General features: G+C 38.9%; 25 protein-coding genes. 24 read left to right on the forward strand and 1 reads right to left on the reverse strand.

Annotation, left to right across the window (positions count from 1 at the left end):
- The first annotated feature begins 19 nt into the window (after window positions 1–19).
- From NPA36_RS07455 to mscL, 23 genes are all read left to right on the forward strand, one after another.
- Window positions 20–1,384, forward strand: coding sequence for a PTS ascorbate transporter subunit IIC (locus tag NPA36_RS07455; protein WP_256945498.1), 1,365 nt, complete (start codon window positions 20–22; stop codon window positions 1,382–1,384).
- 23 nt (window positions 1,385–1,407) lie between these two features.
- Entirely contained in the window at window positions 1,408–2,265 is an 858-nt protein-coding gene (locus NPA36_RS07460) for a transketolase (protein WP_256945499.1), read from the forward strand.
- Between the two features lie 3 nt (window positions 2,266–2,268).
- On the forward strand, window positions 2,269–3,237 hold the full coding sequence (locus NPA36_RS07465) for a transketolase family protein (protein WP_256945500.1): 969 nt from the start codon (window positions 2,269–2,271) through the stop codon (window positions 3,235–3,237).
- A gap of 351 nt (window positions 3,238–3,588) precedes the next feature.
- Window positions 3,589–4,635 (forward strand): Gfo/Idh/MocA family oxidoreductase, encoded by a 1,047-nt coding sequence (locus NPA36_RS07470; RefSeq protein WP_256945501.1) that lies wholly within the window; start codon window positions 3,589–3,591, stop codon window positions 4,633–4,635.
- 282 nt (window positions 4,636–4,917) lie between these two features.
- A complete protein-coding gene (locus tag NPA36_RS07475) occupies window positions 4,918–6,297 on the forward strand; it encodes an MATE family efflux transporter (protein WP_256945502.1) in 1,380 nt (459 codons plus the stop codon).
- A 32-nt stretch (window positions 6,298–6,329) separates the two neighbouring features.
- Window positions 6,330–7,649: an HdeD family acid-resistance protein gene (locus NPA36_RS07480; protein ID WP_256945503.1), complete on the forward strand. Its 1,320-nt coding sequence runs from the start codon at window positions 6,330–6,332 to the stop codon at window positions 7,647–7,649.
- 179 nt (window positions 7,650–7,828) lie between these two features.
- Window positions 7,829–9,178, forward strand: coding sequence for a carbohydrate ABC transporter substrate-binding protein (locus NPA36_RS07485; protein WP_256945504.1), 1,350 nt, complete (start codon window positions 7,829–7,831; stop codon window positions 9,176–9,178).
- Window positions 9,179–9,313: 135 nt separating this feature from the next.
- The gene (locus tag NPA36_RS07490) at window positions 9,314–10,198 is read left to right on the forward strand and encodes a carbohydrate ABC transporter permease (protein WP_256945505.1); all 885 of its coding nucleotides are present in this window, start codon (window positions 9,314–9,316) and stop codon (window positions 10,196–10,198) included.
- 10 nt (window positions 10,199–10,208) lie between these two features.
- On the forward strand, window positions 10,209–11,087 hold the full coding sequence (locus tag NPA36_RS07495; protein WP_256945506.1) for a carbohydrate ABC transporter permease: 879 nt from the start codon (window positions 10,209–10,211) through the stop codon (window positions 11,085–11,087).
- A 54-nt stretch (window positions 11,088–11,141) separates the two neighbouring features.
- On the forward strand, window positions 11,142–13,313 hold the full coding sequence (gnpA, locus tag NPA36_RS07500; RefSeq protein WP_256945507.1) for a 1,3-beta-galactosyl-N-acetylhexosamine phosphorylase: 2,172 nt from the start codon (window positions 11,142–11,144) through the stop codon (window positions 13,311–13,313).
- Window positions 13,310–13,483 carry a DUF6903 family protein gene (locus NPA36_RS07505; protein ID WP_256945508.1) on the forward strand — a complete coding sequence of 58 codons (174 nt, stop codon included), beginning with the start codon at window positions 13,310–13,312 and terminating at the stop codon, window positions 13,481–13,483. The genes gnpA and NPA36_RS07505 overlap by 4 nt, the downstream gene beginning before the upstream one ends.
- A gap of 15 nt (window positions 13,484–13,498) precedes the next feature.
- A complete protein-coding gene (locus tag NPA36_RS07510; RefSeq protein ID WP_256945509.1) occupies window positions 13,499–14,953 on the forward strand; it encodes an arylsulfatase in 1,455 nt (484 codons plus the stop codon).
- Between the two features lie 128 nt (window positions 14,954–15,081).
- Window positions 15,082–15,303: a hypothetical protein gene (locus NPA36_RS07515; protein WP_256945510.1), complete on the forward strand. Its 222-nt coding sequence runs from the start codon at window positions 15,082–15,084 to the stop codon at window positions 15,301–15,303.
- 195 nt (window positions 15,304–15,498) lie between these two features.
- Window positions 15,499–16,146: a dTMP kinase gene (tmk, locus tag NPA36_RS07520; protein ID WP_256945511.1), complete on the forward strand. Its 648-nt coding sequence runs from the start codon at window positions 15,499–15,501 to the stop codon at window positions 16,144–16,146.
- 36 nt (window positions 16,147–16,182) lie between these two features.
- Window positions 16,183–16,512: a cyclic-di-AMP receptor gene (locus NPA36_RS07525; protein WP_256945512.1), complete on the forward strand. Its 330-nt coding sequence runs from the start codon at window positions 16,183–16,185 to the stop codon at window positions 16,510–16,512.
- Window positions 16,513–16,521: 9 nt separating this feature from the next.
- Complete coding sequence (holB, locus tag NPA36_RS07530; RefSeq protein ID WP_256945513.1) at window positions 16,522–17,484, forward strand: DNA polymerase III subunit delta'; 963 nt, start codon at window positions 16,522–16,524, stop codon at window positions 17,482–17,484.
- A gap of 67 nt (window positions 17,485–17,551) precedes the next feature.
- Entirely contained in the window at window positions 17,552–18,358 is an 807-nt protein-coding gene (locus NPA36_RS07535; RefSeq protein WP_256945514.1) for a PSP1 domain-containing protein, read from the forward strand.
- A gap of 48 nt (window positions 18,359–18,406) precedes the next feature.
- Window positions 18,407–18,754 carry a DNA replication initiation control protein YabA gene (locus NPA36_RS07540; protein ID WP_256945515.1) on the forward strand — a complete coding sequence of 116 codons (348 nt, stop codon included), beginning with the start codon at window positions 18,407–18,409 and terminating at the stop codon, window positions 18,752–18,754.
- A gap of 320 nt (window positions 18,755–19,074) precedes the next feature.
- Complete coding sequence (locus NPA36_RS07545) at window positions 19,075–19,821, forward strand: tRNA1(Val) (adenine(37)-N6)-methyltransferase (RefSeq protein WP_256945516.1); 747 nt, start codon at window positions 19,075–19,077, stop codon at window positions 19,819–19,821.
- The gene (locus NPA36_RS07550) at window positions 19,805–20,161 is read left to right on the forward strand and encodes a GIY-YIG nuclease family protein (RefSeq protein WP_256945517.1); all 357 of its coding nucleotides are present in this window, start codon (window positions 19,805–19,807) and stop codon (window positions 20,159–20,161) included. Before NPA36_RS07545 ends, NPA36_RS07550 begins: the two co-directional genes overlap by 17 nt.
- Before the next feature lie 5 nt (window positions 20,162–20,166).
- Window positions 20,167–21,087: a 16S rRNA (cytidine(1402)-2'-O)-methyltransferase gene (gene rsmI / locus NPA36_RS07555; RefSeq protein WP_256945518.1), complete on the forward strand. Its 921-nt coding sequence runs from the start codon at window positions 20,167–20,169 to the stop codon at window positions 21,085–21,087.
- Window positions 21,088–21,089: 2 nt separating this feature from the next.
- Window positions 21,090–22,106 (forward strand): YdcF family protein, encoded by a 1,017-nt coding sequence (locus NPA36_RS07560; protein ID WP_256945519.1) that lies wholly within the window; start codon window positions 21,090–21,092, stop codon window positions 22,104–22,106.
- Between the two features lie 381 nt (window positions 22,107–22,487).
- Window positions 22,488–22,865, forward strand: a complete 378-nt coding sequence (gene mscL / locus NPA36_RS07565; RefSeq protein WP_256945520.1) for a large conductance mechanosensitive channel protein MscL — start codon at window positions 22,488–22,490, stop codon at window positions 22,863–22,865.
- Window positions 22,866–22,916: 51 nt separating this feature from the next.
- Here the strand turns inward: mscL and NPA36_RS07570 are convergent, their stop codons facing one another.
- Window positions 22,917–24,044 (reverse strand): NAD(P)/FAD-dependent oxidoreductase, encoded by a 1,128-nt coding sequence (locus NPA36_RS07570; RefSeq protein ID WP_256945521.1) that lies wholly within the window; start codon window positions 24,042–24,044, stop codon window positions 22,917–22,919.
- Window positions 24,045–24,190: 146 nt separating this feature from the next.
- On the opposite strand from NPA36_RS07570, the gene glmU reads away from it, so the two are divergent.
- On the forward strand, window positions 24,191–25,567 hold the full coding sequence (glmU, locus tag NPA36_RS07575) for a bifunctional UDP-N-acetylglucosamine diphosphorylase/glucosamine-1-phosphate N-acetyltransferase GlmU (protein ID WP_256945522.1): 1,377 nt from the start codon (window positions 24,191–24,193) through the stop codon (window positions 25,565–25,567).
- The last annotated feature ends 87 nt before the right edge of the window (window positions 25,568–25,654 follow it).

The raw sequence follows: 25,654 nt of genomic DNA on the forward strand, positions 1-25,654 counted from the left end.
GATAAGGAGGAAAAAGTAAATGGATAAAGTGTTAGATATTTTAATAGATATTGCAAGTACGCCTGCAATATTAGTTGCTCTTATTGCTATATTAGGAAACATTTTACAGAAAAAAGATATTGCTACGACTGTTAAAGGTGGTATCAAGACCTTTGTCGGTTTCTTAGTCGTTACGGCAGGGGCAGGTGTTATCGTTAGTTCCTTAGAACCATTCGGTGAAATGTTTAAAGTGGGCTTTAATATGCAGGGAGTTGTCCCTAACAATGAAGCTATCGTGGCAGTAGCTTTAACTAAGTATGGAACCTATACAGCACTGATTATGCTAGCTGGTATGGCCTTTAATATCTTGATTGCAAGAATTACAAAATACAAATATATCTATTTAACTGGTCATGCAACCTTGTACATGGCGTGTATGATTGCAGTGATTTTAAGTGTTACTGGTATGAATATGTTTAATATGGTGCTATTTGGTGGTCTTACTCTAGGGATTTGTAACACTATTTTCCCAGCTATCGCACAACCATTTACCCGTCAAATCACAAAAAATGATTCCGTAGCTATGGGGCATACAGGAAGTGTTGGATATGCTTTAAGTGGTTTTATCGGAAAGTATGTTGGTAATAAAGAAAAATCTACAGAAGATATCAAGTTTCCAAAAGGTTTGTCTTTCCTACGTGATTCAACTGTCAGCATCACTATTACTATGGCAATCGTGTATGTTATTGTAGCTATTTTTGCTGGAAGTGAATTTGTTACTACAAATTTAAGTAATGGCACCAACTACATTATCTATGCCATCCAACAAGCAGGGTCTTTTGCAGCAGGAGTATTTGTTATCTTAGCAGGGGTACGTCTAATTCTGGCAGAAATTGTTCCAGCATTTAAAGGAATTTCTGAAAAATTAGTACCAAACTCAATTCCAGCTTTGGATTGTCCAATTGTCTTTCCATATGCGCCAAATGCTGTTTTAATTGGATTTTTAACTAGTTTTGCTGGTGGGATTGTCAGCCTAATCATCATGGTAATGACTGGAACAACTGTTATTATTCCAGGAGTTGTTCCTCACTTCTTCTGTGGTGCAACAGCTGGTGTCTATGGAAATGCGACTGGTGGTGTTCGTGGAGCGGTTATAGGTTCATTTGTCCATGGAATTATTATCAGTTTTATGCCACTGTTGCTAATGCCAGTTATGGGGGATCTTGGCTTCCAAGGCTCAACCTTCTCAGATACTGACTACGGGGTAGCAGGTATCTTCCTAGGCAACCTAGCTAAATCTGGTGGACAGATTGTTGTTATTTCTGGAATTCTTGCTGTATTAGCAATACTAATTGGTTTAACGATGTTTAAGAAAAAGAACCAAACAACAAGCGTTTCTGAATAAAAGATTCTCTAGGAGGTATTTTTGTGACAATCAGTGATGACCAATTAAAGGAACTAGAATTGTTAGCGACAAAGATCCGTTTAGATACACTGAAAAGCATTCAACATATGGGGCAAGGACACTTAGGGGGATCTTTCTCAATAGTAGAATTATTAGCAGTACTGTATGGCAAGCAGATGAAAATAAATCCAAAGAACCCTAATTGGCCAGACCGTGATTGGTTGGTATTATCAAAAGGACATGCTGGAGCAGGTTTATATAGTGCTTTGGCAAATGTGGGGTATTTTGATAAAGACTGGCTCTTTACTATCAACGAAGGTGGAACCAGATTGCCATCACATCCAGACCGCTTGCAAACTCCAGGGGTTGATGTGACCACAGGCTCATTAGGGCAAGGAACCTCCATGGCAGCTGGAATTGCCACTGGACTGAAACTGGCAAATAAAACCAATGACGTGTATTTGATTGTAGGAGATGGAGAGTTGAACGAAGGACAATGTTGGGAGGCTTTCCAATATATTGCCCATGCCAAGTTACATCATTGTATTGTCATCATTGATGATAATAAAAAGCAATTGGATGGTCCAACTGCAGAAATTATGAACCCATTTGACCTACAAAAAAAGATGCAAGCTTTCGGTTTTCATACCTTGAAAGTCAAAGGAGCAGAGATTAAGGCCATTGATGCAGCAATTAATGACTGTAAAAGTATAGAAAATAAGGCTGTTTGTATCATTCTCGATAGTATTAAAGGGCAAGGTGTGCCATATTTTGAAACGCTTGAGGAAAATCATTCGGTTAAGTTTAACAATGACCGGGTTAATCAAGCTGCTGAACAAGCTGTTCAAGAGCTAGAAGCAAAAATTGTGCAAGGGGTGTAGGAGATGTTTACACTAGTTAAATCAAGAAAAAATGGTAAAGAACTTCGCACCTGTGTCGTCGATACGCTTAATGATTTGATGAAGGGTGATAAAAAAATTCTGGCTTTGGATGCAGATTTAGGTGCTGCTAGTGGCTGGACTAATCTAGCGAAAGAGAATCCACAACAATTTATTAATATGGGAATTTCTGAAGCCAATATGGTAGGCGTTGCTGCTGGCTTAAGCCTAACTGGCTATACACCATTTATTCATACCTTTGGCCCATTTGCCACAAGACGAGTATTTGATCAACTCTACATTTCTGGTGGTTATGGTGGGAATACTATCAATATTTATGGCTCTGATCCTGGATTTGCAGCTGCACAAAATGGTGGGACCCATACGACATGGGAAGACATGGCCTTGATGAAATCAATTCCTAATTCTGTTGTTTGTGATGCCGCAGATGAAGTACAAATGGAGTGGATTATTAAAGAATTTAGCCAAATAAGAGGAGTCCACTATGTTCGTGGGAATCGTAAGAGTGTTCCTGCTGTTTATGAAAAAGGTTCTACTTTCCAATTAGGAAAGGGAAATCTTCTGCAAACAGGGACAGATGTGCTTATGATTGTTGCTGGTCAATTAGTTTCTGAAGCTTTACAAGTTGCTGAACGACTAGCAGAAAAAGGAATCAGCTGTGAAGTGATAGATATGTTTACCATCAAGCCTCTTGATAAAGAATTGATTTTGAAAGAAGTGAAAGGCAAACAACAAGTGGTCACTATCGAGAACCATTCAATAACGGGAGGTTTGGGCAGTTCAGTAGCAGAAGTTTTGGCGGATAATGGCATAGCAATCCCACTTAAACGAATCGGGGTTGATGAACGCTTCGGTCAAGTAGGAACAGAACAGTTTTTACAAGAAGAATATGGATTGAGCGCAGATGCTATCTATGATGTGGTAGAAGGTTTATTCCAAAATAAAAAGTTCTAGATAATGTGAAAGGCTATACATCATCGTTAACGAAAATGATGATGTATAGCCTTTTTTGATAGGTAGTCATTTGAGTTTCTGATGAATATTCATGCAAAGAGATGGGGAGAAAATAATCATGTACAAAATAAATTTGTTTTTTAAGTTACGAAAGAGTCTCCAGATAAGCGTTAGAAATATCGGAGTAAAGCATAGCTGACGCTCGGTGTCTGTAATAACATCGATTTTGTCTAACCTCAATAGATTACATCTTATTATTTTGAAAACTTGTTTTAGCACCTCAGTTAGAAGTATAATTTAAAGGAAGTTAGATGGTTAAATAGTAAATTCTAAAAGAAAGCAGGTAAAAAGATGACTACATCAGAAAAGCTAGTGATTGGTTTTTATGGTAATGGAAAAAGCACCAATCGTTACCATATGCCATTTGTCGACAGTAGAAGTGAGAAAATTCGTGTAAAGACGATTTATGAAAGAAAGTTAGGCAGCTCTGGGTGGAGTAATATCCCGGGAGTATATTACACAGATAAAGTGGAAGAGTTGTTGGCTGACCCTGAAATTCAAGTGGTGGTGGCGCCCCTACCTCCCGAAGCTCATTATGAAGTTGCTAAGCAGATTATTGAGGCAGGCAAGCATTGTGTTATGGAGAAGCCATTCACCCAAACGCTGGCTCAAGCTCAGGAATTGTTTGATTTAGCAAAGGAAAAAGGTGTCATGATTCAATGCTATCAAAATCGTCGCTTTGATAGTGATTTTCTAACGGTACAGAAAGTGATTGAGTCTGGAAAGTTAGGAAAGATTCAAGAAGTTGAGATGCATTTTGATTATTTTCGTCCCGAAGTCCCTCTTAATACACATACATTTGAAAGAAGCCAGTCTTATTTATATAATCATGCCTGCCATACTTTGGATCAGGTAATTTCTTACTTTGGGGAGCCTGATAGAGTTCATTATGATGTTCGTCAATTATTGGGTAGTGACCGTATGAATGATTATTTTGATTTGGATTTATATTTTGGTCATGAGGCAGACACGCTTAAGGTTTCGGTCAAGTCTAGCTTCTTCCGTATAAAGGAAAGACCAAGTTTTGTAGTATATGGAACCAAAGGCATGTTTATTAAAGAATTTAAGGACCGCCAAGAAGCAGACTTAAAGAAATTTTACCTTCCAGATCATGAAGACTTCGGAGTGGACTTGCCAGAACATTATGGAACCCTGACTTATGTGGATGATGCAGGCAACTACCATGAAGAAAAAGTTGTCTCAGAACAAGGAGATTATGCTCGCTATTATGATGCCCTATACGAAACCATCATGCACGGTAAAGCCCCACTAGTCACCCCAGAACAAACCATCCTTCAAATGGCAATGCTAGAAGAAGGGATCAAGGGATTAAAATAACAACTATTTATTGAAGGATTTATTTGAGGATAGCTTTCTTAATCATAAAGTTCTGTAAAATTAATGCAAAAGAGTTCCCGAGAACTACATCAGAAATAATAGCTATGAAGTGAGACCTTGGTTCAGGGCGTTGCTGTCGTTTCGAGTTCTGATGTAGTCCTCGAGAACTCTTTTCTGATTTAGAAATAGATTTTATTCTTTACGGACTTTTTGAACAGTCTTCTCCTTGTATTTTAGTAGTAAGCCGAAACAAATTACCTTATAATAGAATAAGGTGATGAAATGAACAAAAAAGACGCAATAGATATGACAAAAGACCCGATTAATCAGGTCATCTTAACTATTGCAACTCCATTAATGATAAACAATTTGATACGTACACTATACAACTTAACGGATGGCTTATTCGTAGCACAGTTATCAGCAGAAGATTTTGCAGCTACCGCATTTATCTGGCCCTTGAACTTTCTATTTATTTCGTTAGGGTTAGGACTTAGCGTAGGCTCTACCTCTTTGATTGCTCGATTTTTAGGAGCCGAAAAGATTGAGAAAGCTCAAACCTACGCCAACCAAGCCATGCTGCTAACCTATAGCCTAGGGATCGTTTTGTCTCTTATTGGCTATATCTTTGCACCGAACTTTGTTCAATGGATGGGAGCGAGCGGTACTTTTGCTGATAAATCGACAGTATACTTAAAGATAAATTTCATAGGCTTATTTTTTGATTTCGCCTACTTTGGGTATCAGTCAATTTTAAACGCACAAGGAGAAACAAAAATTATCACAAAAATCAGTGCACTTTCCGCAATAGCCAATATCATCTTGGACCCAATCTTTATTTTTGCGCAAGTACCACTAATTGGTATTGCTGGTTTGGGTTGGGGAATTGAAGGCGCGGGTTGGGCAACGGTCATCTCTAAAGCTCTACTATTATTTTTTGCCATACTAGCAGTTAGGCGTCAATCTGTCTTACGTGCTCCATTCAAAAAACTTACGGTCCAAGTCAGAGTTATGAAAGATATCCTACGAATTGCCTTACCATCTGCAGTGGGGTATGGTGGCGCTGCGCTTGGTTTTACTGTTTTAAATGGTCTGATTCAATCATATGGTACCCAGACTTTAGCAGCATATTCCATGGTTAACCGCATATCAGACCTTTTGACCCAGCCACAGATGGGGATCGGTTCAGCCTTAACCGCTATTGTTGCCCAAAATATGGGAGCTAGACAGGTCGAACGCTCTAAACAAATTTTTCGTCAGGCGATGTTTTTGATTTTAGGGATTTCCTTACTAGGTTCAGTAACTATTTTTCTATTTAGACAACCAATTCTATCGCTTTTCATTACTGATATGTCTGACCAAGTTCTTTGGTCGGAAGCAGTCGAATACTTAAATTATACAGCATTTATTATTTTCTTTATGGGCATGTTCTCTGCCTTGACTGGGTTTTTCCAAGGCTGTGGTGAAACACGTTATTCCATGCTTATGTCTATTGGTAGATTGTGGCTTGTCCGCCTACCCATTATCTGGCTCTTAAGCCATTACACAGATTTAGGTTCTACTGGTATTTGGATTGCCATGCTCTTATCCAATGCGATTACTGTTATTCTTGGTTATGGCATTTATAAGTTGAAGGATTGGAAGCAACTACAAATACGCTAATGTTTAGTATTTAAAAAGGAGAGGGACTCATTATGAAGGTATCAACAAATCACTTGGAGAAGGCTAGGAGAAGAACACTCATTGTTATTGCCCTTATTTTAATAGGAGTTGGTTTAGCCTTATCCATATATAGAGAAGCCGTTGCTATGTCATTGTTTAGTTTATGGGGGATTGTTCTGGTAGCCTTATCCGTATTTGATTTGCTTAAGCTCCCTATATCTGCATTTCGACAAAAAGATCAGCGACTTATAGTCAGTGCATTCCGTTCACTAGTTCAACTGGCTGCAGGGATTTTCTTTTTTACCAATGCCTTTTTTCCAGTTGTGACGGTGGCATGGTTAACCTCTCTTTACTTATTTTTAATGGGGATTCTGTATTTGTTTAACTTTATCCTAATAAAAAATGATGGTGTGAATGGCTATTACCGTGTTCTAATCGATGCTATTATTCATTTATTATTTGGCTTTACTGCTGTTATGAACATTTCAAGCAGTGCAAATTTAGTTTATCTTATCTTAGGGATCTATTTAATTTTTCTTGGTCTTACCTACCTTAGAGATGGTTTAGAGGTTATGTCTACACCCAACCTTCAAAAAGCCAGACGTCGCATTCGAGTGAGTCTTCCAATCATTTTCACGGCTTTGATCCCTCGAAGGACTCTGGATAGTATTAATGAATTTCTGAGTCAAGGGCAAGAGGAAGAAGATAGAAAAATTCAATATTTTAAGGCGGAAGGATTAAATACCAAACCGGACTTAGAGGTTTGGATCCACACAGCACGCAGCGGTTTTGAGATGTTTGGACATGTTGATATTTCCTTTAAGGGGATGACCTACTCATATGGACATTACGATGTAGACTCGTCCAAACTCTTTGGAACTATAGGGGATGGTACCTTATGGGAAGTAGAAACTAGCAATTACGTCAAATGGATAGAAAGCCGAGAAACCCGTTCAGTTTTTCGCTACGGTTTAGTTCTAACTGACCAACAAAGCCTGGCCGTTGAAAAACAGATCAATCTCATTAAAGAAGATACCAAGCCATTCCAGTTAACCAGTCAAACACAAAAAGAAAGTTACCTAGGTCAAATGGCAGCTCTTTATCCCGTTAAGATTTACAAATTTACACGTTCTCGGTTTAAAACATATTTTGTCTTGACCACTAACTGTGTCCTGTTGGCAGATACCATTATTGGTAAGACAGGTATTGATATCGTGGACGCAGCGGGGATTATTACACCGGGAGCCTATCAATCCTATTTTGATAAGGAATTCCAACGACCTTATTCAAATGTTATTACACGTTCAGCTATCGTAGATGGGAAATTAGAGTTAGAAACCAGCGAAAATTAAGAAAAGACTCAGATAGGAGAAGGAAAGATTTTTTCTCTTATTTGAGTCTTTTCTATGATAAAAATCGAAAAATTGAGCAATAAAGCAAATAAGTAAGACAACATTGTTATTGTGAAAGCGGTTAATTTACGTTAGTATAAGAGTATCAAATGTATCAATAAAATTTAGGGGGAAGAGAAATGAAGAAGAAATTTTGGTTGTCCAGTGCAGCAATTCTTGCTTCACTAACATTAGTGGCATGTGGGGGAGGTAATACATCTGAAAGTAGCTCTACAAGTGAGGCTAGTTCAGCAACAGGTGATAAGGTAACATTGAAATTTGCGGCCTTAGAATCAGGGTATGGGGCAGAGATGTGGCCAGAAATTATTGAGGCCTATCAAAAAGCTAATCCAAATGTTACGGTTGAGTTGAATCAAAATAAAGAAATCGAAGACGTTCTTAGCCCACAAATGAAAGCGGGAGACTTTCCTGATGTGGTTATGGTTTCTGTAGGTCGTCAAAAAGCCTTACCTGAAACACTTTTAAAAGAAAAAGCAATTGCGGATATTTCAGACGTGTTCACTAAAAAAGTTTACGGTGAAGATGTAACAGTTAAAGATAAAATCTTGAATGGTGTTGTAGGCTCAACCATCACAGATCCATATGCAGATGGCAAACAATATATGGCTCCAATGTTCTACGCACCAACAGGAATGTTCTATAATAAAACCCTCCTTAAAGAAAAAGGTTGGGAAGTTCCAAAAAATATGGATGAAATGAAAGCCTTAGGAGAAAAAGCTAAAGCAGAAGGCATTGCTTTATTTACTTTCCCAGGAAGTGGTTACTTTGATAGCTTCTTACCAGTCTTATTAGCAAATTCAGGCGGACCTCAATTGTTTGCTGATGCAATGAGTTATAAAGAAGGGGTTTACGTTTCAGCAGATGCAACTAAAGCATTCACAGCTATGGGTGATATTTTAGCTTATGTTGAACCAACAACAGTTGCTAATGGCAATCCACAAAACTACATGAAGAATCAACAATTAGTTTTAGATAACAAAGCAATATTCATGCCAAACGGTACTTGGGTAGTTGGAGAGATGGCGGACGCTCCACGTGCAGAAGGTTTTGAATGGGGAGTTGCAGCTCCACCGGCAGTTACTACTGGTGGCGATCAATACGCATACTCATTCATTGAACAACTTTGGGTTCCAGAAGGCGCTGAAAACAAAGATGCGGCAAAAGAATTCATCACATATCTTTATTCTGATGAAGCAGCAAAACTTTTTGCTAAACACAGTGCAGCTCAACCAATCAAAGATGTTGTTAACATGCTTGATGCAGAACAAAAAGCTTTGTATGAGTTTACGAACACTGCAACTGGTATCATCAATGGTGGATTCAAAGCTACAAAACCTGTTGAAGGTGTAAGCATTAAAGAAGTTATGTACGATACAATCGATTCTGTTGCAACTGGTGAGAAAACAGTTGAAGAATGGCAAAAAGCTATTGAAGAAGTTAGCGCTAAATTTAGAGCGGCTTTAGAATAAAAGACCTAATAACTGAAATAAATAAACAGAAAAGGTGGGTCTCACAGTACCCACCTTTCTTTATTCCAAAAAGTAATTTTTTAGACTTTTACAAAAATGAAATAAGATAATATGTATATTACAGGGGGAAATGTTATGAAAAGACATCGCAAAAAAGAGCGGACTAGGTTTATTTTAATCTGTATCGCCCCCGCTCTTTTGCTATTTCTAACTTTTCTAATTTATCCAACCATAGAGGTTTTTCGCATGTCCCTCTATCGTTGGGGAGGTTATTCAAAAAATAAAGAGTTTGTTGGATTCGATAATTTTAAAATCATGTGGTCAGATGAAAACTTCATTCGTTCATTTCAAAATACCATTTTGTTAATCGTTGTGGTTACTATGTTTACAGTCATCATTGCAGTCTTGTTTGCGACTATATTATCGACAGAAAAAATTCGTGGAAACAACTTTTTCCGGATAGTCTTCTATATTCCTAATATCCTTTCTATTGTTGTTATCGCCGGTATATTTTCTGCTGTTTTTGATGCTAGCTCCGGATTGCTCAATGCTATTTTACCGCAAGCATTAGAAAGGCTTTGGCTGGGAGATCAAAAGATTGTTATTTATTCGCTAGGTTTTGCTCTAATTTGGCAAGCGATTGGATACTATATGGTAATGTATATGGCAAGTATGGCAAATATTCCAGACAGTTTGTATGAAGCTGCTGAATTAGATGGGGCTGGAAGATTGGCTAAATTCTTTAATGTGACCTTCCCTTTAATTTGGAACAACATTCGTACCACCTTAACTTTCTTCATTTTAAGTACCATCAATCTAAGCTTCTTGTTGGCACAAATTTTAACCAATGGTGGTCCAGATGGCGCTTCCGAAGTTTTCCTAAGTTATATGTTTAAACAAGCTTATACTAATTCAGTTTATGGATACGGTATGGCGATTGGTGTAGTAATCTTTATCTTCTCATTTGGTTTGTCAGGTATTATCAGTCGTATTACCAATCGAGAAATTCTAGAATATTAAGGAGGCTACTATGAAAAAGAAAAAATGGTCGACAGAAAAATTATATACCATCTTTATTTATGTAGCCTTAGCTACGCTAGCTATTTCTATTGTGGTGCCTGTAGGATGGGTCTTTATGGCATCCATCAAACAAAATTCTGAGTTTTATGGTTCACCTTGGACCTTACCACAAGGATTTCACTTTCAAAACTTTGTAGATGCGTGGAATTCCGCAAAAATGGGTAGCTATTTACTGAATTCTATCATTGTAACCGGAGTAGCCTTACTGATATTAGTGGTTGTAGCTATTCCAGCATCCTATGTGTTAGCGAGATTTGATTTCCGTGGCAGAAAAGTAATCAACACACTTTTAAAGGGCGGTTTATTTATCAATGTTAACTATATCGTAGTGCCAATCTTTTTAATGTTGTTAGATTGGGATAATGGATTGAAAGCTATTGGCTTTAAGAGTCTTTTCTTGAATAACATATTTGTTTTAGCGTTGGTATATGCATCTACTGCACTACCATTTACGATTTACTTATTATCCTCTTTCTTCAGAACACTACCTTCAACCTTTGAAGAGGCAGCTTCTATTGATGGGGCAGGATACTTTACCACTATGCTCAAAGTTATGACGCCAATGGCTAGACCAAGTATTATTACGGTCATCTTATTTAATTTCCTATCGTTTTGGAATGAATATATTATTTCACTAACCTTGATGCCTGGGGATAATAAGACACTGCCAGTAGGGTTAATGAATCTCATGCAAGCTCAAAGAGGAGCGGCTCGTTTTGGCCAAATGTATGCGGGTATGGTTATTGTTATGCTACCAACCTTAATCTTATACATTATGGTGCAAAGTAAGCTAACTCAAGGGATGACCTTAGGTGGCTCGAAAGAATAGGAATCCCAAAATAAAAACAAGAATCAAACCACAAGCAAGATTAGGAGGATTAGAATGGGCACCAGTAAAGGAAGATTAACATTACCTAGTGAATCTAACTTTTTACAAGAAACAAAAGAATTACTAGAACGATGGGGCGCCGATGCTATTCGAGATAGCGATGGTACAAAACTAGATGAAGATATAAAACAATTAGATGCAAAAATTTATACAACGTATTTTGTTGCTAGAGGTCACAATGATTTTGCGACCGAACATATGGAGGAGTGTCAACAACTCTACTTAATGTCAACCTTTAACCTAGCCAAAGATACCCAAGTCACTATCGATTTTATGGATGGCTATTTTAAGGAACAATTAAAACCGGATTATATACATGATGCTAAAAAATACTGGGAGGTTATTGACCGTACTAGTGGGAAAATCGTTCCGACTGATCAATGGTCACTAAATCAAGAAGAAAATACAGTTATCGTCAATCAAGCTATACCTTATCATGAGTATACTGTATCTTTTTTAGTGTACGCTATTTGGGATCCGACTCAGATGTATAACCATATCACCAATAATTGGGGTGACAAACCTCATGATATTCCTTTTGATCTTAGGCAGCCGGCCTCGCATAACTATGCTAAAAAATATTTGAAGCAGTGGCTCAAAGATAATCCGGATACAGATGTTATTCGTTTTACAACCTTTTTCTACCATTTCACACTAGTTTTCAACAATCTAGGCAAAGAAAAATTTGTTGATTGGTTTGGTTATGGGGCTAGTGTATCGGTTGCAGCCTTGGATGCCTTTCAAGCGGAATATGGTTATGCTTTACGACCAGAAGATATTGTGGATCAAGGTTACTACAACACAACCTTTAGAGTTCCAAGTAAGGCTTATCAGGATTATATGGACTTTGTGCAACGTTTTGTGGCTCAGGAAGCCAAAGAATTAGTCGATATCGTTCATGAAGCTGGACGTGAAGCGATGATGTTCTTAGGCGATAACTGGATTGGAACGGAACCTTATGGTAAGTATTTTGGGCAAATTGGTCTAGATGCAGTTGTCGGTTCTGTTGGTGGTGGAGCTACCCTACGCATGATTTCTGATATTCCACACGTTAAGTATACTGAAGGAAGATTCTTACCTTATTTCTTCCCAGACACTTTCTACGAAGGAAATGACCCAGTAATTGAAGCCAACACCAATTGGTTAACAGCTCGTCGTGCTATTATGAGAAACCCTGTTGATAGAATCGGTTATGGCGGCTATCTTAGTTTAGCCTATAAGTTCCCTGAATTTGTGAACTATATTGAGTTGGTAGCTGATGAGTATCGTGGTATTTACGATATTGTTAAAGGAACAAAACCATTTACTGCCTTGAAAGTAGCCATCTTGAATTCTTGGGGAGCCATTCGTACTTGGCAGACACACATGGTCGCTCATGCCTTGCCGTATAAGCAAATTTATTCTTATTTAGGTGTGTTAGAAACCTTAAGTGGTGCTGCAATGGATGTTAGATTCATTAGTTTTGAAGATATTTTGGCCAATGGAATTGCTGATGATATTGATGTGATTATTAATGCTGGTGATGCTGAGACAGCCTTTTCTGGGGGCGATATTTGGACCAATCCAAAACTTGTAACGACTATTAGAGAATGGGTTGACCATGGTGGTGGTTTTGTTGGTATAGGTGAGCCAACAGCTCATCAATTCCAAGGTCGCTATTTCCAATTGGCAGATATTCTTGGCGTTGAAAAGGAACGTGGCTTTAGTTTGTCAACGGATAAATACTTTACACAGCAGGTAGATAGTCATTTTATAACGGATGGACTTGATATAAGTGAATGTATTGATTTTGGCGAAAGTATGAAGAATGTCTATGCCTTAAGTGAAGCGACAGAGATAGTTGAATATTCTGATGGGGAAGTTCACTTGGCTGCCAACCAATATGGCAAGGGGCGGGGTGTTTACTTGGCAGGCCTACCTTATAGCGAAGTTAATGCTAGATTGTTCATTCGTGCTCTCTACTATGCAGCCGGTAAAGAGGAGTCTTACACTATTTGGAATTCTGATAATATTTTTGTAGAGGTCCATGCTTACCCTGAAAAAGGAAAGTTTGCTATCGTTAATAATAGCAATACAGAACAAACGGCAAAAATTTATGATGGACAAGGAGAAGGTCGAGACGTCACTCTGGCAGCAAGTGAAATTAGATGGGAGGAAATCATATGACAAGTAAAGTTCGAGCATGGATTAGGCTAGCTTTATTTTTTGTATGTTTATACTTAGTCATTATTGGACATTCTAATATTGGCAAACAAGGCTTAGCAATTGAATTAGCTGGTTTAGCAGGACTATTGCTTTTACTTTGGGACTATAACAGACCTTACCGCGTAAAATAAGAGGAAGGTGCAGACATGCAGAAAAATGTTGTCTTAATCGTTGTGGATCAAATGCGTTTTGATGCTTTGGGAATAAATGGCAATCCGATGATTGATACACCTAACTTAGATGACCTTGCTAGCAACGGCATTAATTTTACCAACATGTATTCAGCTACGCCGACTTGTATTCCAGCAAGAGCTAGTCTCTTAACAGGTTTAAAAGCTAGCCGACATGGTCGTGTTGGCTATGAAGAAGGAGTGCCTTGGAATTACCAACAAACCATGCCAAAATCATTTACAGATCTAGGCTATCAGACGGAATGTGTTGGGAAAATGCATGTCTATCCACCTAGAAATCGTCTAGGATTCCAACACGTGACTCTGCACGATGGCTATCTACATGAAAGTCGCCTGCTTTCAGAAGCAAGTAATCTTTCCAGTTCAGCTACTGATGACTATCTATCTTGGCTGAAGGAGAAGTTAGGATCGGATGTTGATTTAATTGATAGTGGATTAGATTGTAACTCATGGGTCGCAAGAACTTGGCCGTATGAAGAAAAATATCATCCTACCAATTGGACCGTATCCCAAGCTATCGAAACGATAAAACGAAGAGATCCAATGAACCCACTTTTCTTAAAGGTATCTTTTGTCAGACCACATTCGCCTTTGGACCCGCCAAACTATTATTTGAGAATGTATGAAGACAAAATGAATGACTTAGAGGAGCCAGTTATTGGCAAATGGGCGAATGAGATTGGCATAGACGAAAAATTTTCTATAAATTTTAAAAAAGGTCGATTAAATTCTAAAGATCAAAAACGAATGATTGCTGCTTACTACGGTTTAATCACCCATATTGACCATCAAATCGGTCGACTGCGTATGGCTTTATGGGAACATGGCCTAGCTGATAATACGCTAATTGCCTTCGTTTCTGACCACGGTGACCAATTAGGTGAGCATCATTTATACCGCAAGGGTTATCCTTATCAGGGTAGTGTTCATGTACCTTTCATTATTTATGACCCTAGCTTGCAAGATACGATGAATCAAGTAGACGTTTTGTGTGAGCTTCGAGATATTTATCCAACATTGATTGACTTGGCAACTGGCTATACTGTCAAGGGAATTGATGGTGTGAGCCTTAAACCGAGTCTCTTTAAGGATAATAAAGTAAGTCATCAAAAAGAATATTATCTACATGGTGAACATACTTTGGGGAAGGATTCTAGTCAATTCATCATCACCAAGGAATGGAAGTATATCTGGTACTCTATGAAGAATAAAGAACAACTCTTCCAATTGGAGCAAGACCCTAATGAAGAGATTGATGTGAGCGAACTTGCTGTTTATTCAGCTGTTTTAGAAAGGTTACGCGGATATTTGATTGATGAGTTGACAGGTAGAGAAGAGGGATTCGTCCAAGGTGGTCAACTAGAGCCGGTAAAGACAGTGAAAAACGTTCTCAATCACATTCGCAAATAAGTAACCATGAAGTTATTCCCCCCTTAGGAGAAAGGGTGCTTAAGCTTAAGACTAGCACCCCTTTCTCTTAATTTTTTTCTAATTGTACATTTCTTTAACTTTTGGTAGGCCCACTATCAGTTTGGTTTATGCCTAACACTCACTATATTGCTTATATGGTTGGAATTATCTTGCTAGCTCAAGTGATCCTAGTTAGCCTAAATCACCTCATTCAGGTGGTCATCCCCAATAGATTGCTGAGCTTCTTAGGTGTTATTGCTCTAGTTATGTTAGGAAGCTATCTGGTTACCGGACACCCTATTGTAGAGGGGATTAGCTCTTTAAGGCAGTTGCTCCTCTTAATGATATAGTTTAGAGCTAAGCTTCAAAAGAACATGTATTGTATATGGAATGTAGATGAAAGAGCTAGGGAAAATATATTTACTTGCACAGTAACTAGTACGGATGCACTCAAAATGAATAGAAGAAGCACCCACTTGATATGTGGGTGCTTTTTTGATGTGATTAGCGTATAATAAAGTTAATAAGGTGAAATGAGGGGTTATGTGAAAGGACTATTTATTACAGTTGAAGGACCTGATGGAGCGGGAAAAACATCCGTTATTCAAGCTTTGTTGCCAAGGTTGCAAGAAGCTTTTGAAGTACCTATTATTTCTACACGAGAACCGGGTGGTAGCCGTATTGCTGAAAGGATTCGTAGCATCATACTAGATGTTGAGCATACAGAGATGGACAACCGTACGGAAGCCATCCTCTATGCGGCGGCAAGACGTCAACATTTGGTAGACCGTATTCTTCCTAATTTGGAAGTAGGTAACATTGTTATTTGCGACCGTTTTGTCGATAGCTCTATTGTGTATCAAGGGGTAGCCCGTGGTCTAGGGAAAGAAGAGGTTCGTCAATTAAACTTATTCGCTACAGAGGGGCTTTTGCCTAAAAAGACCATCTACCTAGATGTGCCTGCTGAGGTTGGGATTGAACGAATTCATAAAGCTAGAGGGAACCGTCAGTTTGACCGACTCGATCAAGAGGAACTTTCTTTCCATAAAATGGTAAGGCAGGGTTATCTAGACCTCATACAAGAGGACCCTGAGCGCTTTATTATGATTGATACTAGACAGGACTTGGACAAGGTTGTTGAAGAGGTTTATCAAGAAATCAAGCATGAAATTACAAAGTTTTTAATGCAATAGGCTAGCTATGCCGTTATCAAAGAGGAGTGAAGAAAAATGAAATTAATTATTGCTATTGTTCAAGATAAAGATAGTCATATTTTAGGGAATGAGTTCTCAGAAGCGGATATCCGAGCAACTCGCTTGTCAACAACGGGAGGCTTTTTACGTGCTGGAAATACTACTTTTTTAATAGGGATTGAAGATGAACGGGTACAAGAAGTGCTTGACTTAATTAAAGATAATTGTCAAGCGCGGGAACAATTCAGTGCACCTCCAATTCATTTGGACTCTGCTATTGATACGTCTATTTCTTTCCCAATTCCTGTGACAGTAGGTGGGGCAACTGTCTTTGTTTTACCTATCGATGAAGCTCACCGGTTTTAGTAGGTGAGTATGAAAGATATCGAAAAATCATTTATCCATACCATCCAACAGGGGCGGCTGGTTCATGCCTACTTATTTGAAGGAATGAGAGGGTCGGGTAAGGCTGAAACGGCCATATTTATTGCTAAGAGTTTATTTTGTCAAAATCCTAAAGAAGATGGACTGCCTTGTCAGGTTTGTGATACTTGTAGACGGATTGATGCCGGAAACTTTGTGGATTTGGTAGAAGTGAGGCCGGATGGACAGTTTATCAAGGTGGACCAAATTAGGGAACTCCGCCAAACACTTTCGCGGTCCGGTATGGAGAGTAACTACCGAGTATGTATTATTCACGATGCGGATAAGATGACAGTTGGGGCTAGCAACAGCCTCTTGAAATTTTTGGAAGAGCCGGAAGAAAATGTTTATCTTTTCTTGTTGACTGAGAACTTACGGATGATTCTTGCAACCATCCAATCTCGTTGTCAGATTGTTCGATTTCATGGAGTTCCTAAAACTGTTTTTATTAAGGAATTGGAAAAGGAAGAAATTCCTTTTAAAAAGGCTAACTTTCTTTCCTATGTCACTAATAGTCTAAGCCAAGCGGTAGAATGGGCACGTGATGAGCATTTTTTAGATATTCAAACGGCTTCTTGGATGTGGTTTGATTTGTGGATGACCAATCGCCAACAAGCATTTGTCGAAGTTCAAACACGGTTAGTGCCGATTATTAACTCTAAAGAGGATGCACAATTATTTTTGGAAATGCTACAATTCTATTGTCGAGATACTCTCCTAGTTTCATTTGGAAAAGTGGATCAGTTGGTTGAGGGGGATAAAGAAAGCTATTATCAAAAATTATTGAAGAAATATCCTGTGCAAGTATTCATAGATTTTACCAAAGAAATTAGCCAAGCTATGCAACGGATCCAAGCTAACGTGGGTATCCAAGCGACTCTAGAGCTCTTAACCATAAGTGGAGTTTTGACATAGATTAATCACTAAGGCAAGCGCCAATTTCATCTCATGTATTCGTGCTTTTGTGAAGGGAGTGTTTGTTATGAAAAAAGGAATAGGGATCCGATTTGAATATTTAGGCCCAATTTACTACTATCATTCACCATCTTTTGAACTTAATGTGGGTGATGATGTCTTGATTGAGCGTAATGGGTTGATTGAAGTGGGGAGTGTTGTTTGTTTTAAAGATGATTTACAGGAAGATGATTTTTTGGAATCCTCTGTGGCCTTTAAACGCCTATTAACTGAAAAAGACCTTAAACAGGTCAGTAGAAATGCAGAAGAGGAAGTGGAGATTTTTTCAGTTACCAAACAAATTGTTCTTGAACAAAACCTAGACATGAAAATTCTAAAAGCAGCCTATACCTTTGATCGAGACCGTTTATTAATTCAATTTAGTGCTGAGAAGCGTATTGATTTTAGGCAACTGGTTAGAGATTTAGCAGGTCGTTATCACACTCGTATTGAATTGCGCCAAATAGGGGTGAGGGATGAAGCTAAGATTATTGGTGGTATCGGACCGTGCGGCAGACCTTTGTGCTGCTCTAGTTTTTTAGGAGACTTCACGCCCGTTTCCATCAAGATGGCAAAGGACCAAAACCTATCCTTGAATCCGACCAAGATTTCGGGTTTGTGTGGTCGTTTGATGTGTTGTTTGAGTTATGAGAATGAAGTTTATGAATCAGCTCGTAAGAAAATGCCTGATTACGGGCAGTTTATTGATACACCTGATGGCAGTGGCAAGGTTGTTGGCCTAAATCTTTTACAGATGATAGTCACTGTTCGGTTAACGAATGAAGATCGGTCTGTCGAACTATATTATGGAGGAGAAGAGCCTCAATTAGTTTAGTTGTATAGTAAAAATAAATAGTAAAAGAAGATAAAGTGGGGAATAGACATGCCTAATCGACAATTGTATGATCGATTTCAGCAACTACAGTCAAATATGCTCAAACAGATGGAAGCATTAAACAGTATAGAAAAAGAAATGCAAGACCTGATCCAAACCAACCACAATTTGGTTATGGAAAACAAACACTTAAAAGATAAATTAGATTCTATGGTAGAACCACAAGCAGAAGTTTTACCAAGTGAAGCTCAGGAAAAAAAGCTAAGCCAATCATTTTTGAATTTGGAAAATATTTATTTTCAAGGATTCCACGTCTGCAATGCCGATTATGGTAAGCGGCGCAACAATGATGAAGAGTGCATTTTCTGCACAGATAAGCTTTATGGGCATAAATAAGTTCGGGGCTTGCTAAAAAAGTTAGACTAACATTTCTGCTTGCAAACGGAAATAAGTAAGAAATCTTTAGTTTATTCACTTAAGCCGTAAAAGAGTCTTCAGTTCCTCTGTCGGAAATCATGGTAAAGCACTCCAGCGTATAGTAGCTGTTTCGGCTTTTAGCCGAATTACAGATATGTAGCTGGTTGAGCTCTGAGATCAAGCTTCAGAGCGGTGCCACCGTTTTGATTTCCGACAGAGGGGCTGAAGACTCAAATATATTGAGCAAAATTTTTTTCTCCAATTCCATTTATTGAAAAATAGTAAGGTAGGTTGAAGATATGTTGAAAGATGGCGAGCGTTTGGACCGATTAGAAAGAGAAGGGCTGGGGATTATTCAAAGTCCACAAGTGTTTTCTTTTTCCATGGATGCAGTTTTGTTGGCAGATTTTGCTGCCATTGCCCATACTCGACCAGCTAAAATTGTTGACCTCTGTGCTGGGAATGGAGCGGTCAGCCTTATGCTTAGCGCCAAAACAAAAAATCCTATTCTAGGAATTGAGATTCAAGAAGAGCTAGTCGATATGGCAAAGCGTTCGATTGAGTTGAATCAGTTACAAGAGCAAGTCCATATTTTGCAAGGCGACGTACGTCAATTGTCTTCCCTTATCGAAAAAGATTCGGTAGATTTTATTACCTGTAACCCACCTTATTTTAAAGCTTTGGAGAGCAATCAAGTACATAAGAAACTAGCTCATACACTTGCTAGGCACGAAATCTTTCTTCCGCTAGAGGAATTACTGTCCGCCATTTCGCAGGTGCTTAAGATGCGAGGAAAGGCTTACCTTGTTCATCGGCCAGACCGCTTGTCGGATATTATTGATTTGGCAAGAATGTATCGCCTAGAACCAAAGCGAATTCGGTTTGTTCATCCTCGTGCACACAAGGAAGCTAATATTGTTCTAATAGAGTTAATGAAGGATGGTAGTCCAGGTGGGGCAAAAATTTTGCCACCATTAATTGTTTTTGAGTCAGAACAAGTGTATACGCAGGAAGTGAGGGAAATCTATTATGGCACCAAATCATGATTCTCACTACACCTATATGTTGCTTTGTAACAACGGGAGCATTTATACAGGCTACACCCGTAATTTGCAAAGAAGGTTGGAGGAACACAACTCAGGTAAGGGCGCTAAGTACACTAAGGCGCACAGACCAGTGACCTTGCTTTATGCCAAAGAAATGGCTACCAGAAGTGAAGGACTACAATTAGAGGCCAGATTAAAAAAGCAAACAAGGCAGGATAAAATTTTCTTTTTGCAGTCTAAGGGTGTGACGACTTTGACAAATCAGCAAAAAGGGCTTATTGAGTGGCTGCCGAATCAGAAAATGACTTTGAAAACTAATGGAGTAGAAAAGGAGGGCTAGATAAAGTGGAAAGACAAAAAAGCTTTGAACACCAAGAGATTGGTAAACTCTATTTAGTGCCAACACCGATTGGAAATCTAGAAGATATTACTTTTAGGGCCATTAGAGTTCTACAGGAAGTTTCTCTGATATTGGCTGAAGACACGAGACATACCAAAAAATTGCTTAATCATTTTGATATTGATACACCGCAACTGAGTTTTCATGAACACAATAGTCGCCAGCGTATACCGGGACTTGTAGTAGATTTGCTAGCAGGGAAGTCGATGGCTCAAGTGAGTGATGCTGGCACACCTTCGATTAGTGACCCAGGCTTTGAATTGGTACAAGCTTGTATTGAAGCGGGCATTCCTGTTATCCCACTTCCTGGCGCCAATGCTGCCATTTCGGCTTTGATTGCCTCTGGTTTAGTTCCACAGCCTTTTTATTTTTTTGGATTTTTACCTCGTCGCAAGAAAGACCGTATTGAACAACTGGAGGCTTTAAAATCACGGTCAGAAACAGTTATTTTGTATGAATCGCCTTATCGCTTGAAAGAGTGTTTTAGTCAGATTGCCCAGGTTTATGGCGAGCATCAAATGGTGGTCTTGTCTAGGGAACTCACAAAAAAACATGAAGAATTTATTCGTGGCTCTGCGAAAGAATTGATGGATTTGCTAGAAGAGGAGACGTTAAAAGGAGAATGTTGCATTCTTATCGGATCTAAATCTAAGAATGAAATGCGAATCAACCGCTTAGACGAAGAGGAAGACCCTGCTGAAACTTCAGAAATGTCTGTGATTGACTTTGTAGCTTATCTTCAAACTAATCAGGACTTATCTCAAAAGGATGCCATTAAAAAAGTTGCTAAAATAAGACAGATGCGAAAGCAAGACGTTTACCGACTCGTTCATCAAGAAGAGCAAGCAGAAAATGGAGAGGCATAATCATGTGGATATCATACCTAGTTGTCGTATTCTTCACGATTGGCCTAACCATGTTCGTTATGGACCGACGCAATATTATCTACATGCATTTTATTATGGCAGGCTTAGTAGCGTTGGCCTTATTTATTTTGAGATTTCCCGTATCTGATGCAACCCAACCTTGGCTTTTGCTCTTAAAAGATGCCTTGCTTTGGGTTAGAATAGCTCTGCCACTTGCTTTTGCAGCGCTTGGTTTAGGCTTTATATGGAACGGCTTCCTCTTGATTCGTAGGGAGCATTTTAAATTCCTTTATTTTTTACTAGTGATTTGTGGTGTAGGTATGGTCTCTTTCGTGATCATGGTCTATTTAAACGATTATTGGTTAAAGTCAGTCCATTTAGGAAAAGCCTTGACCGTCATCAGTTATGGTATTGGTTTTTTTGGATTAACCTTTATTGGTTTCATCTTGGCAAGCGCCTTATATCGGATTGTACCAGTTCGGTATAATAAAGATTTTATTTTGGTTTTGGGAGCAGGACTGTTTCCGGATGGCAAAGTAACCCCCTTACTGGCACAACGATTGGATAAAGCTGCTAAATTTTACTGGAAACAATTGGTTCGAAATGGGAAGGCAGCCAAAATTATTACCAGTGGTGGGCAAGGGATTGATGAGCCTATCCCAGAAGCGTTGGCTATGAGAAATTACTTGGTGAATGAAAAAGGAATTCCAGCCAATCTGATTTTGATGGAAGACCAGTCTGCCAATACGCAAGAAAATTTTCAGTTCTCTAAGCAGTTGATGAATCAAGAAAAAACAATCTATAGTGTTGCTTTTGTGACCAATGAATTTCATGTGTTACGCTCGAGTATTTTTTCTAGAAAGGCTAGTTTGGATGCGGAAGGGCTAGGGTCTAGGACCGCTCTTTACTATATTCCCTTCGCCATGATTCGAGAGTATTGTGCTCTCTTATGGATGAATTGGCGTAGTACTCTGGTTGGTTTGTTCTTTTCTTTATTGTTAGGATTGACCAGAATATAATGCTAAGCAGAAATTGGTTTGGGAAAAGACCGTTGCATTATTTACACTACAGAGTCTCCACTTAAGAGTCGGGAATAAAAACGGTGGCACCGCCGTGAGCCAAGGTCTCACTGGCTTAGCTGTCTACGTGGCTGTAATCGGCTGAAGCCGAAACATCCACTGTGCGTCAGCTATGCTTGACACCGTTATTCCCGGCTCTTAAGTGGAGACTCTTTCGTGATTTAGATATTGAATTTATTTTGGACTTTTACACAAACCAAGACTTGTAATAATTTAGACGATTTTTAGTCACTTTTAGGGTATATTACTTGTTATTTAAGAAGGGATGGGGTAAACTACTTCTGTAAAAGATTAAATTTTTTATAAGAAAGAGGGATATGTATGATTAAAGAGTTTAAAGAATTTTTATTACGTGGGAACGTGATTGACTTAGCCGTTGCAGTAGTAATTGGGGCAGCTTTTTCAGCCATTGTTACGTCATTAGTTCAAGATATTATTGAACCAATTATTGCAGCTTTATTTAGTGCAGAGGCTATTTCAAAAGTTACTGTAACGATTGGATCAGCAGAACTAGGTGTTGGTGCATTTGTTGGTGCTATTATTAACTTTATCATTGTTGGTTTTGTTCTATTCTTAGTTGTTAAGGGCGTGAATGCGGCAACAAGTTTCAAAAAACCTAAAGAAGAAGTTGTCGAAGAAGCAGCTCCTACTGCAGAAGATTACTTGAAAGAAATTCGCGATTTATTAGCTAAAAAATAAAATTAAAGGGTCTACTAGTCATTGTTCAAATGGTTAGTAGACCTTTTGTTTTTAACACATCGTATCAATATAGTTTTCTGGGCTATAGTGGTCGCTAGGAAAATCTGTTGAGATACCTCTTATCGTATCGCTGAGGAGTTTACCAATTAAAGCACCTGATGTTAGACCGGATGAACCAAGACCACTAGCAAGACTGATTTGTGGGAATTGGCTTAATGTTCCGAAAAATGGCTGAAAGTCTGATGTATAGGCTCTGGTTCCAATACGGCATTGTTGGATAGGTAAGTGTTTTAAAATAGAAAGTTGTTGGCTAGCCTGATGGAGCATCTTTTCTTGTAAGGAGTGATCTGGTGTCAGATCAAAACCACCATCATTTTCATGAGTGGCTCCAATCACGATTCGACCATTTGCAAAAGGTAGGATATCTATCTCACCATCTAGCATAAAAACTGGCCAGGAGCTGGTATCAAGGTTATTGGGAAGTTGGAGTTCGATTAGCTGCCCTTTTTGTGGCCTGACATCAGCCTTTAAGCCAATTGGGTTTAATAAATCATTAAGCCAAGCGCCGCAAGAGAGGATGACGTGGTCAAATGTGTTCTGCCCTTGCTTGGTCACTACTGATATAGTGCCCTCTTCTCTACGTAAGGTCACTTGCTCTTGGTAGAAAATAGCACCGTTGCGGATAGCTATTTCCAATAAATATTTTCTTAACAGAGCGCCATCAACTCGTCCACCGCCACTTGCGAAAACAGCTGGTTCCTGACCAATCCAACTTGGAATTTTTTCTTGGATGCCTTGAGGAGACAGCAATTCCAACTCTCCTATCATGGGTGCCTCTTGGCGTCTTTTTTTAGCGATACTTAGTAATTTTTCAGCTTGTTGAGGTGTTTTCTTAAAGACTAAGGCACCAACTTGCTGATAAGGGAGGTCTGTTATTCCGTCCTCTTTTAAGTCTTGCATTAAGCTTGGATAAAATGCAGCGCCATCTGATGCTAGGCGATACCAGATTTGGTTGCGTCGTTGGGACAACCAAGGACTAATGATGCCAGCAGCAGCCGAAGTAGCTTGGCCGATTTCTTTGTCAAAAATAGTGACCTTATATCCTGATTTTGCTAGGTAATAGGCGCTTGTAGCTCCGACAATTCCGGCACCAATAATTGCAACTGAGGTTTTTTTCATAATCTAAACTCCTTACCAATCTTTGTGTAGCACTAGTATAACACACAGAGTCTCTATCGAAAATGTTGAAAAATCAAGTGATTTGAGCTACTATTGAAAGGATAATAAAAAGAAAAAATTAAATGAATTATTGAAGGAGTTTTGACATGACAAATCGTTTTGGGATTATTTTAGCTGCTGGTAAGGGGACTAGAATGAAGTCCTCACTCTATAAGGTTTTGCACCCTGTTTGTGGCAAGCCAATGGTAGAGCACGTGGTGGAGCAAGTAACAAAAACTGGTGCTGATCAATTGGTGACTATTGTTGGGCATGGGGCTGAAACAGTTAAAGAATATCTAGGTGATCGCACGGATTATGCATTGCAAGACCAACAATTGGGAACAGGTCATGCAGTTCTACAAGCCGAAGCCCTTCTTGGTCAAAAAGATGGTCAAACCATTGTTATCTGTGGGGATACTCCATTACTAAGAGCAGAAACCTTAAACAATTTGATTAAAGCTCATGAAGAAACTGGTGCTAAAGCAACTATTTTAACCGCATTTGCTCAAGACCCAACTGGTTATGGACGAGTTATCCGTAATAGCCAAGGGGCTGTAGAAAAAAATGTTGAACAAAAAGATGCTAGTCCTGAGGAAGCAAAGGTTCAAGAAATCAATACGGGAACGTACTGCTTTGACAACAAGCTCTTATTCCAAGCTCTACATCAAGTAAAAAATTCCAACGCACAAGGTGAATACTACCTACCAGACGTTTTGGAAATTCTAAAAAATCAAGGACATATTATAGGTGCCTACCAAATGTCAGATTTTGACGAAGGTATGGGGGTTAATGATCGACTAGCCTTATCAAAAGCAGAAGCCTTGATGCGCCAAAGAATTAATGAAGAGCATATGCGTAACGGAGTTAGCCTAATTGATCCAGCAACCACCTACATTGATTCAACAGTGGAAATTGCTAACGATACAGTGATTGAACCTGGTGTTATGCTGAAAGGAACTACCAAAATCGGCTCTAACTGTATTATTGGAGCTCACTCTGTTATCAGAGATTCTATTTTAGAAGATGGTATTGTTGTTAAGTCTTCCTCTATCGAAGAATCCATCATGAAAAAGGGCAGCAACATTGGCCCATTTGCCCACTTGCGCCCTAAAGCAACGATTGGTGAAAATGTTCATATCGGAAACTTTGTGGAAGTTAAGAATGCTGTTTTGGGTAAGGATACCAAGGTGGGACATCTGACTTATATTGGTGACGCTGACCTTGGAGAAGATATCAATGTTGGGTGTGGTACAGTTTTTGTTAATTATGATGGCAAGAATAAACATCGTTCGACTATTGGAGACCGTGTCTTTATCGGTTGCAATGCCAATATTGTCTCACCTGTAACAGTTGGCGATAATGCTTATATTGCAGCAGGGTCAACGATTACAAGAGACGTGCCAAGTTCTGCTCTGGCTATTGCTCGTAGCCGTCAAGAAAATAAAGAAAACTACGTGGATAAACTTCCGGGCAACCAAAAGTAATTTAAATGAACAAAAACACGCTTTACTATTCAAAAATGTGTTATAAACAGGTATTATATAGGTATAGACAAAAATAATGAGTAATCG

The sequence above is a fragment of the Granulicatella seriolae genome (genome assembly GCF_024543085.1).
In the GTDB taxonomy this organism is placed as follows: domain Bacteria; phylum Bacillota; class Bacilli; order Lactobacillales; family Aerococcaceae; genus Granulicatella; species Granulicatella seriolae.

What these genes read in the sequence shown, in the direction of transcription:
- NPA36_RS07570 (WP_256945521.1), bottom strand. Translation starts at nt 24,044, where the DNA reads ATGAAAAAAACCTCAGTTGCAATTATTGGTGCCGGAATTGTCGGAGCT.
- NPA36_RS07485 (WP_256945504.1), top strand. Translation starts at nt 7,829, where the DNA reads ATGAAGAAGAAATTTTGGTTGTCCAGTGCAGCAATTCTTGCTTCACTA.
- NPA36_RS07495 (WP_256945506.1), top strand. Translation starts at nt 10,209, where the DNA reads ATGAAAAAGAAAAAATGGTCGACAGAAAAATTATATACCATCTTTATT.
- NPA36_RS07540 (WP_256945515.1), top strand. Translation starts at nt 18,407, where the DNA reads ATGCCTAATCGACAATTGTATGATCGATTTCAGCAACTACAGTCAAAT.
- NPA36_RS07490 (WP_256945505.1), top strand. Translation starts at nt 9,314, where the DNA reads ATGAAAAGACATCGCAAAAAAGAGCGGACTAGGTTTATTTTAATCTGT.
- NPA36_RS07545 (WP_256945516.1), top strand. Translation starts at nt 19,075, where the DNA reads ATGTTGAAAGATGGCGAGCGTTTGGACCGATTAGAAAGAGAAGGGCTG.
- NPA36_RS07470 (WP_256945501.1), top strand. Translation starts at nt 3,589, where the DNA reads ATGACTACATCAGAAAAGCTAGTGATTGGTTTTTATGGTAATGGAAAA.
- NPA36_RS07480 (WP_256945503.1), top strand. Translation starts at nt 6,330, where the DNA reads ATGAAGGTATCAACAAATCACTTGGAGAAGGCTAGGAGAAGAACACTC.
- NPA36_RS07510 (WP_256945509.1), top strand. Translation starts at nt 13,499, where the DNA reads ATGCAGAAAAATGTTGTCTTAATCGTTGTGGATCAAATGCGTTTTGAT.
- holB (WP_256945513.1), top strand. Translation starts at nt 16,522, where the DNA reads ATGAAAGATATCGAAAAATCATTTATCCATACCATCCAACAGGGGCGG.
- glmU (WP_256945522.1), top strand. Translation starts at nt 24,191, where the DNA reads ATGACAAATCGTTTTGGGATTATTTTAGCTGCTGGTAAGGGGACTAGA.
- NPA36_RS07505 (WP_256945508.1), top strand. Translation starts at nt 13,310, where the DNA reads ATGACAAGTAAAGTTCGAGCATGGATTAGGCTAGCTTTATTTTTTGTA.
- gnpA (WP_256945507.1), top strand. Translation starts at nt 11,142, where the DNA reads ATGGGCACCAGTAAAGGAAGATTAACATTACCTAGTGAATCTAACTTT.
- NPA36_RS07535 (WP_256945514.1), top strand. Translation starts at nt 17,552, where the DNA reads ATGAAAAAAGGAATAGGGATCCGATTTGAATATTTAGGCCCAATTTAC.
- mscL (WP_256945520.1), top strand. Translation starts at nt 22,488, where the DNA reads ATGATTAAAGAGTTTAAAGAATTTTTATTACGTGGGAACGTGATTGAC.
- NPA36_RS07560 (WP_256945519.1), top strand. Translation starts at nt 21,090, where the DNA reads ATGTGGATATCATACCTAGTTGTCGTATTCTTCACGATTGGCCTAACC.
- NPA36_RS07475 (WP_256945502.1), top strand. Translation starts at nt 4,918, where the DNA reads ATGAACAAAAAAGACGCAATAGATATGACAAAAGACCCGATTAATCAG.
- NPA36_RS07550 (WP_256945517.1), top strand. Translation starts at nt 19,805, where the DNA reads ATGGCACCAAATCATGATTCTCACTACACCTATATGTTGCTTTGTAAC.
- NPA36_RS07465 (WP_256945500.1), top strand. Translation starts at nt 2,269, where the DNA reads ATGTTTACACTAGTTAAATCAAGAAAAAATGGTAAAGAACTTCGCACC.
- NPA36_RS07455 (WP_256945498.1), top strand. Translation starts at nt 20, where the DNA reads ATGGATAAAGTGTTAGATATTTTAATAGATATTGCAAGTACGCCTGCA.
- NPA36_RS07515 (WP_256945510.1), top strand. Translation starts at nt 15,082, where the DNA reads ATGCCTAACACTCACTATATTGCTTATATGGTTGGAATTATCTTGCTA.
- NPA36_RS07525 (WP_256945512.1), top strand. Translation starts at nt 16,183, where the DNA reads ATGAAATTAATTATTGCTATTGTTCAAGATAAAGATAGTCATATTTTA.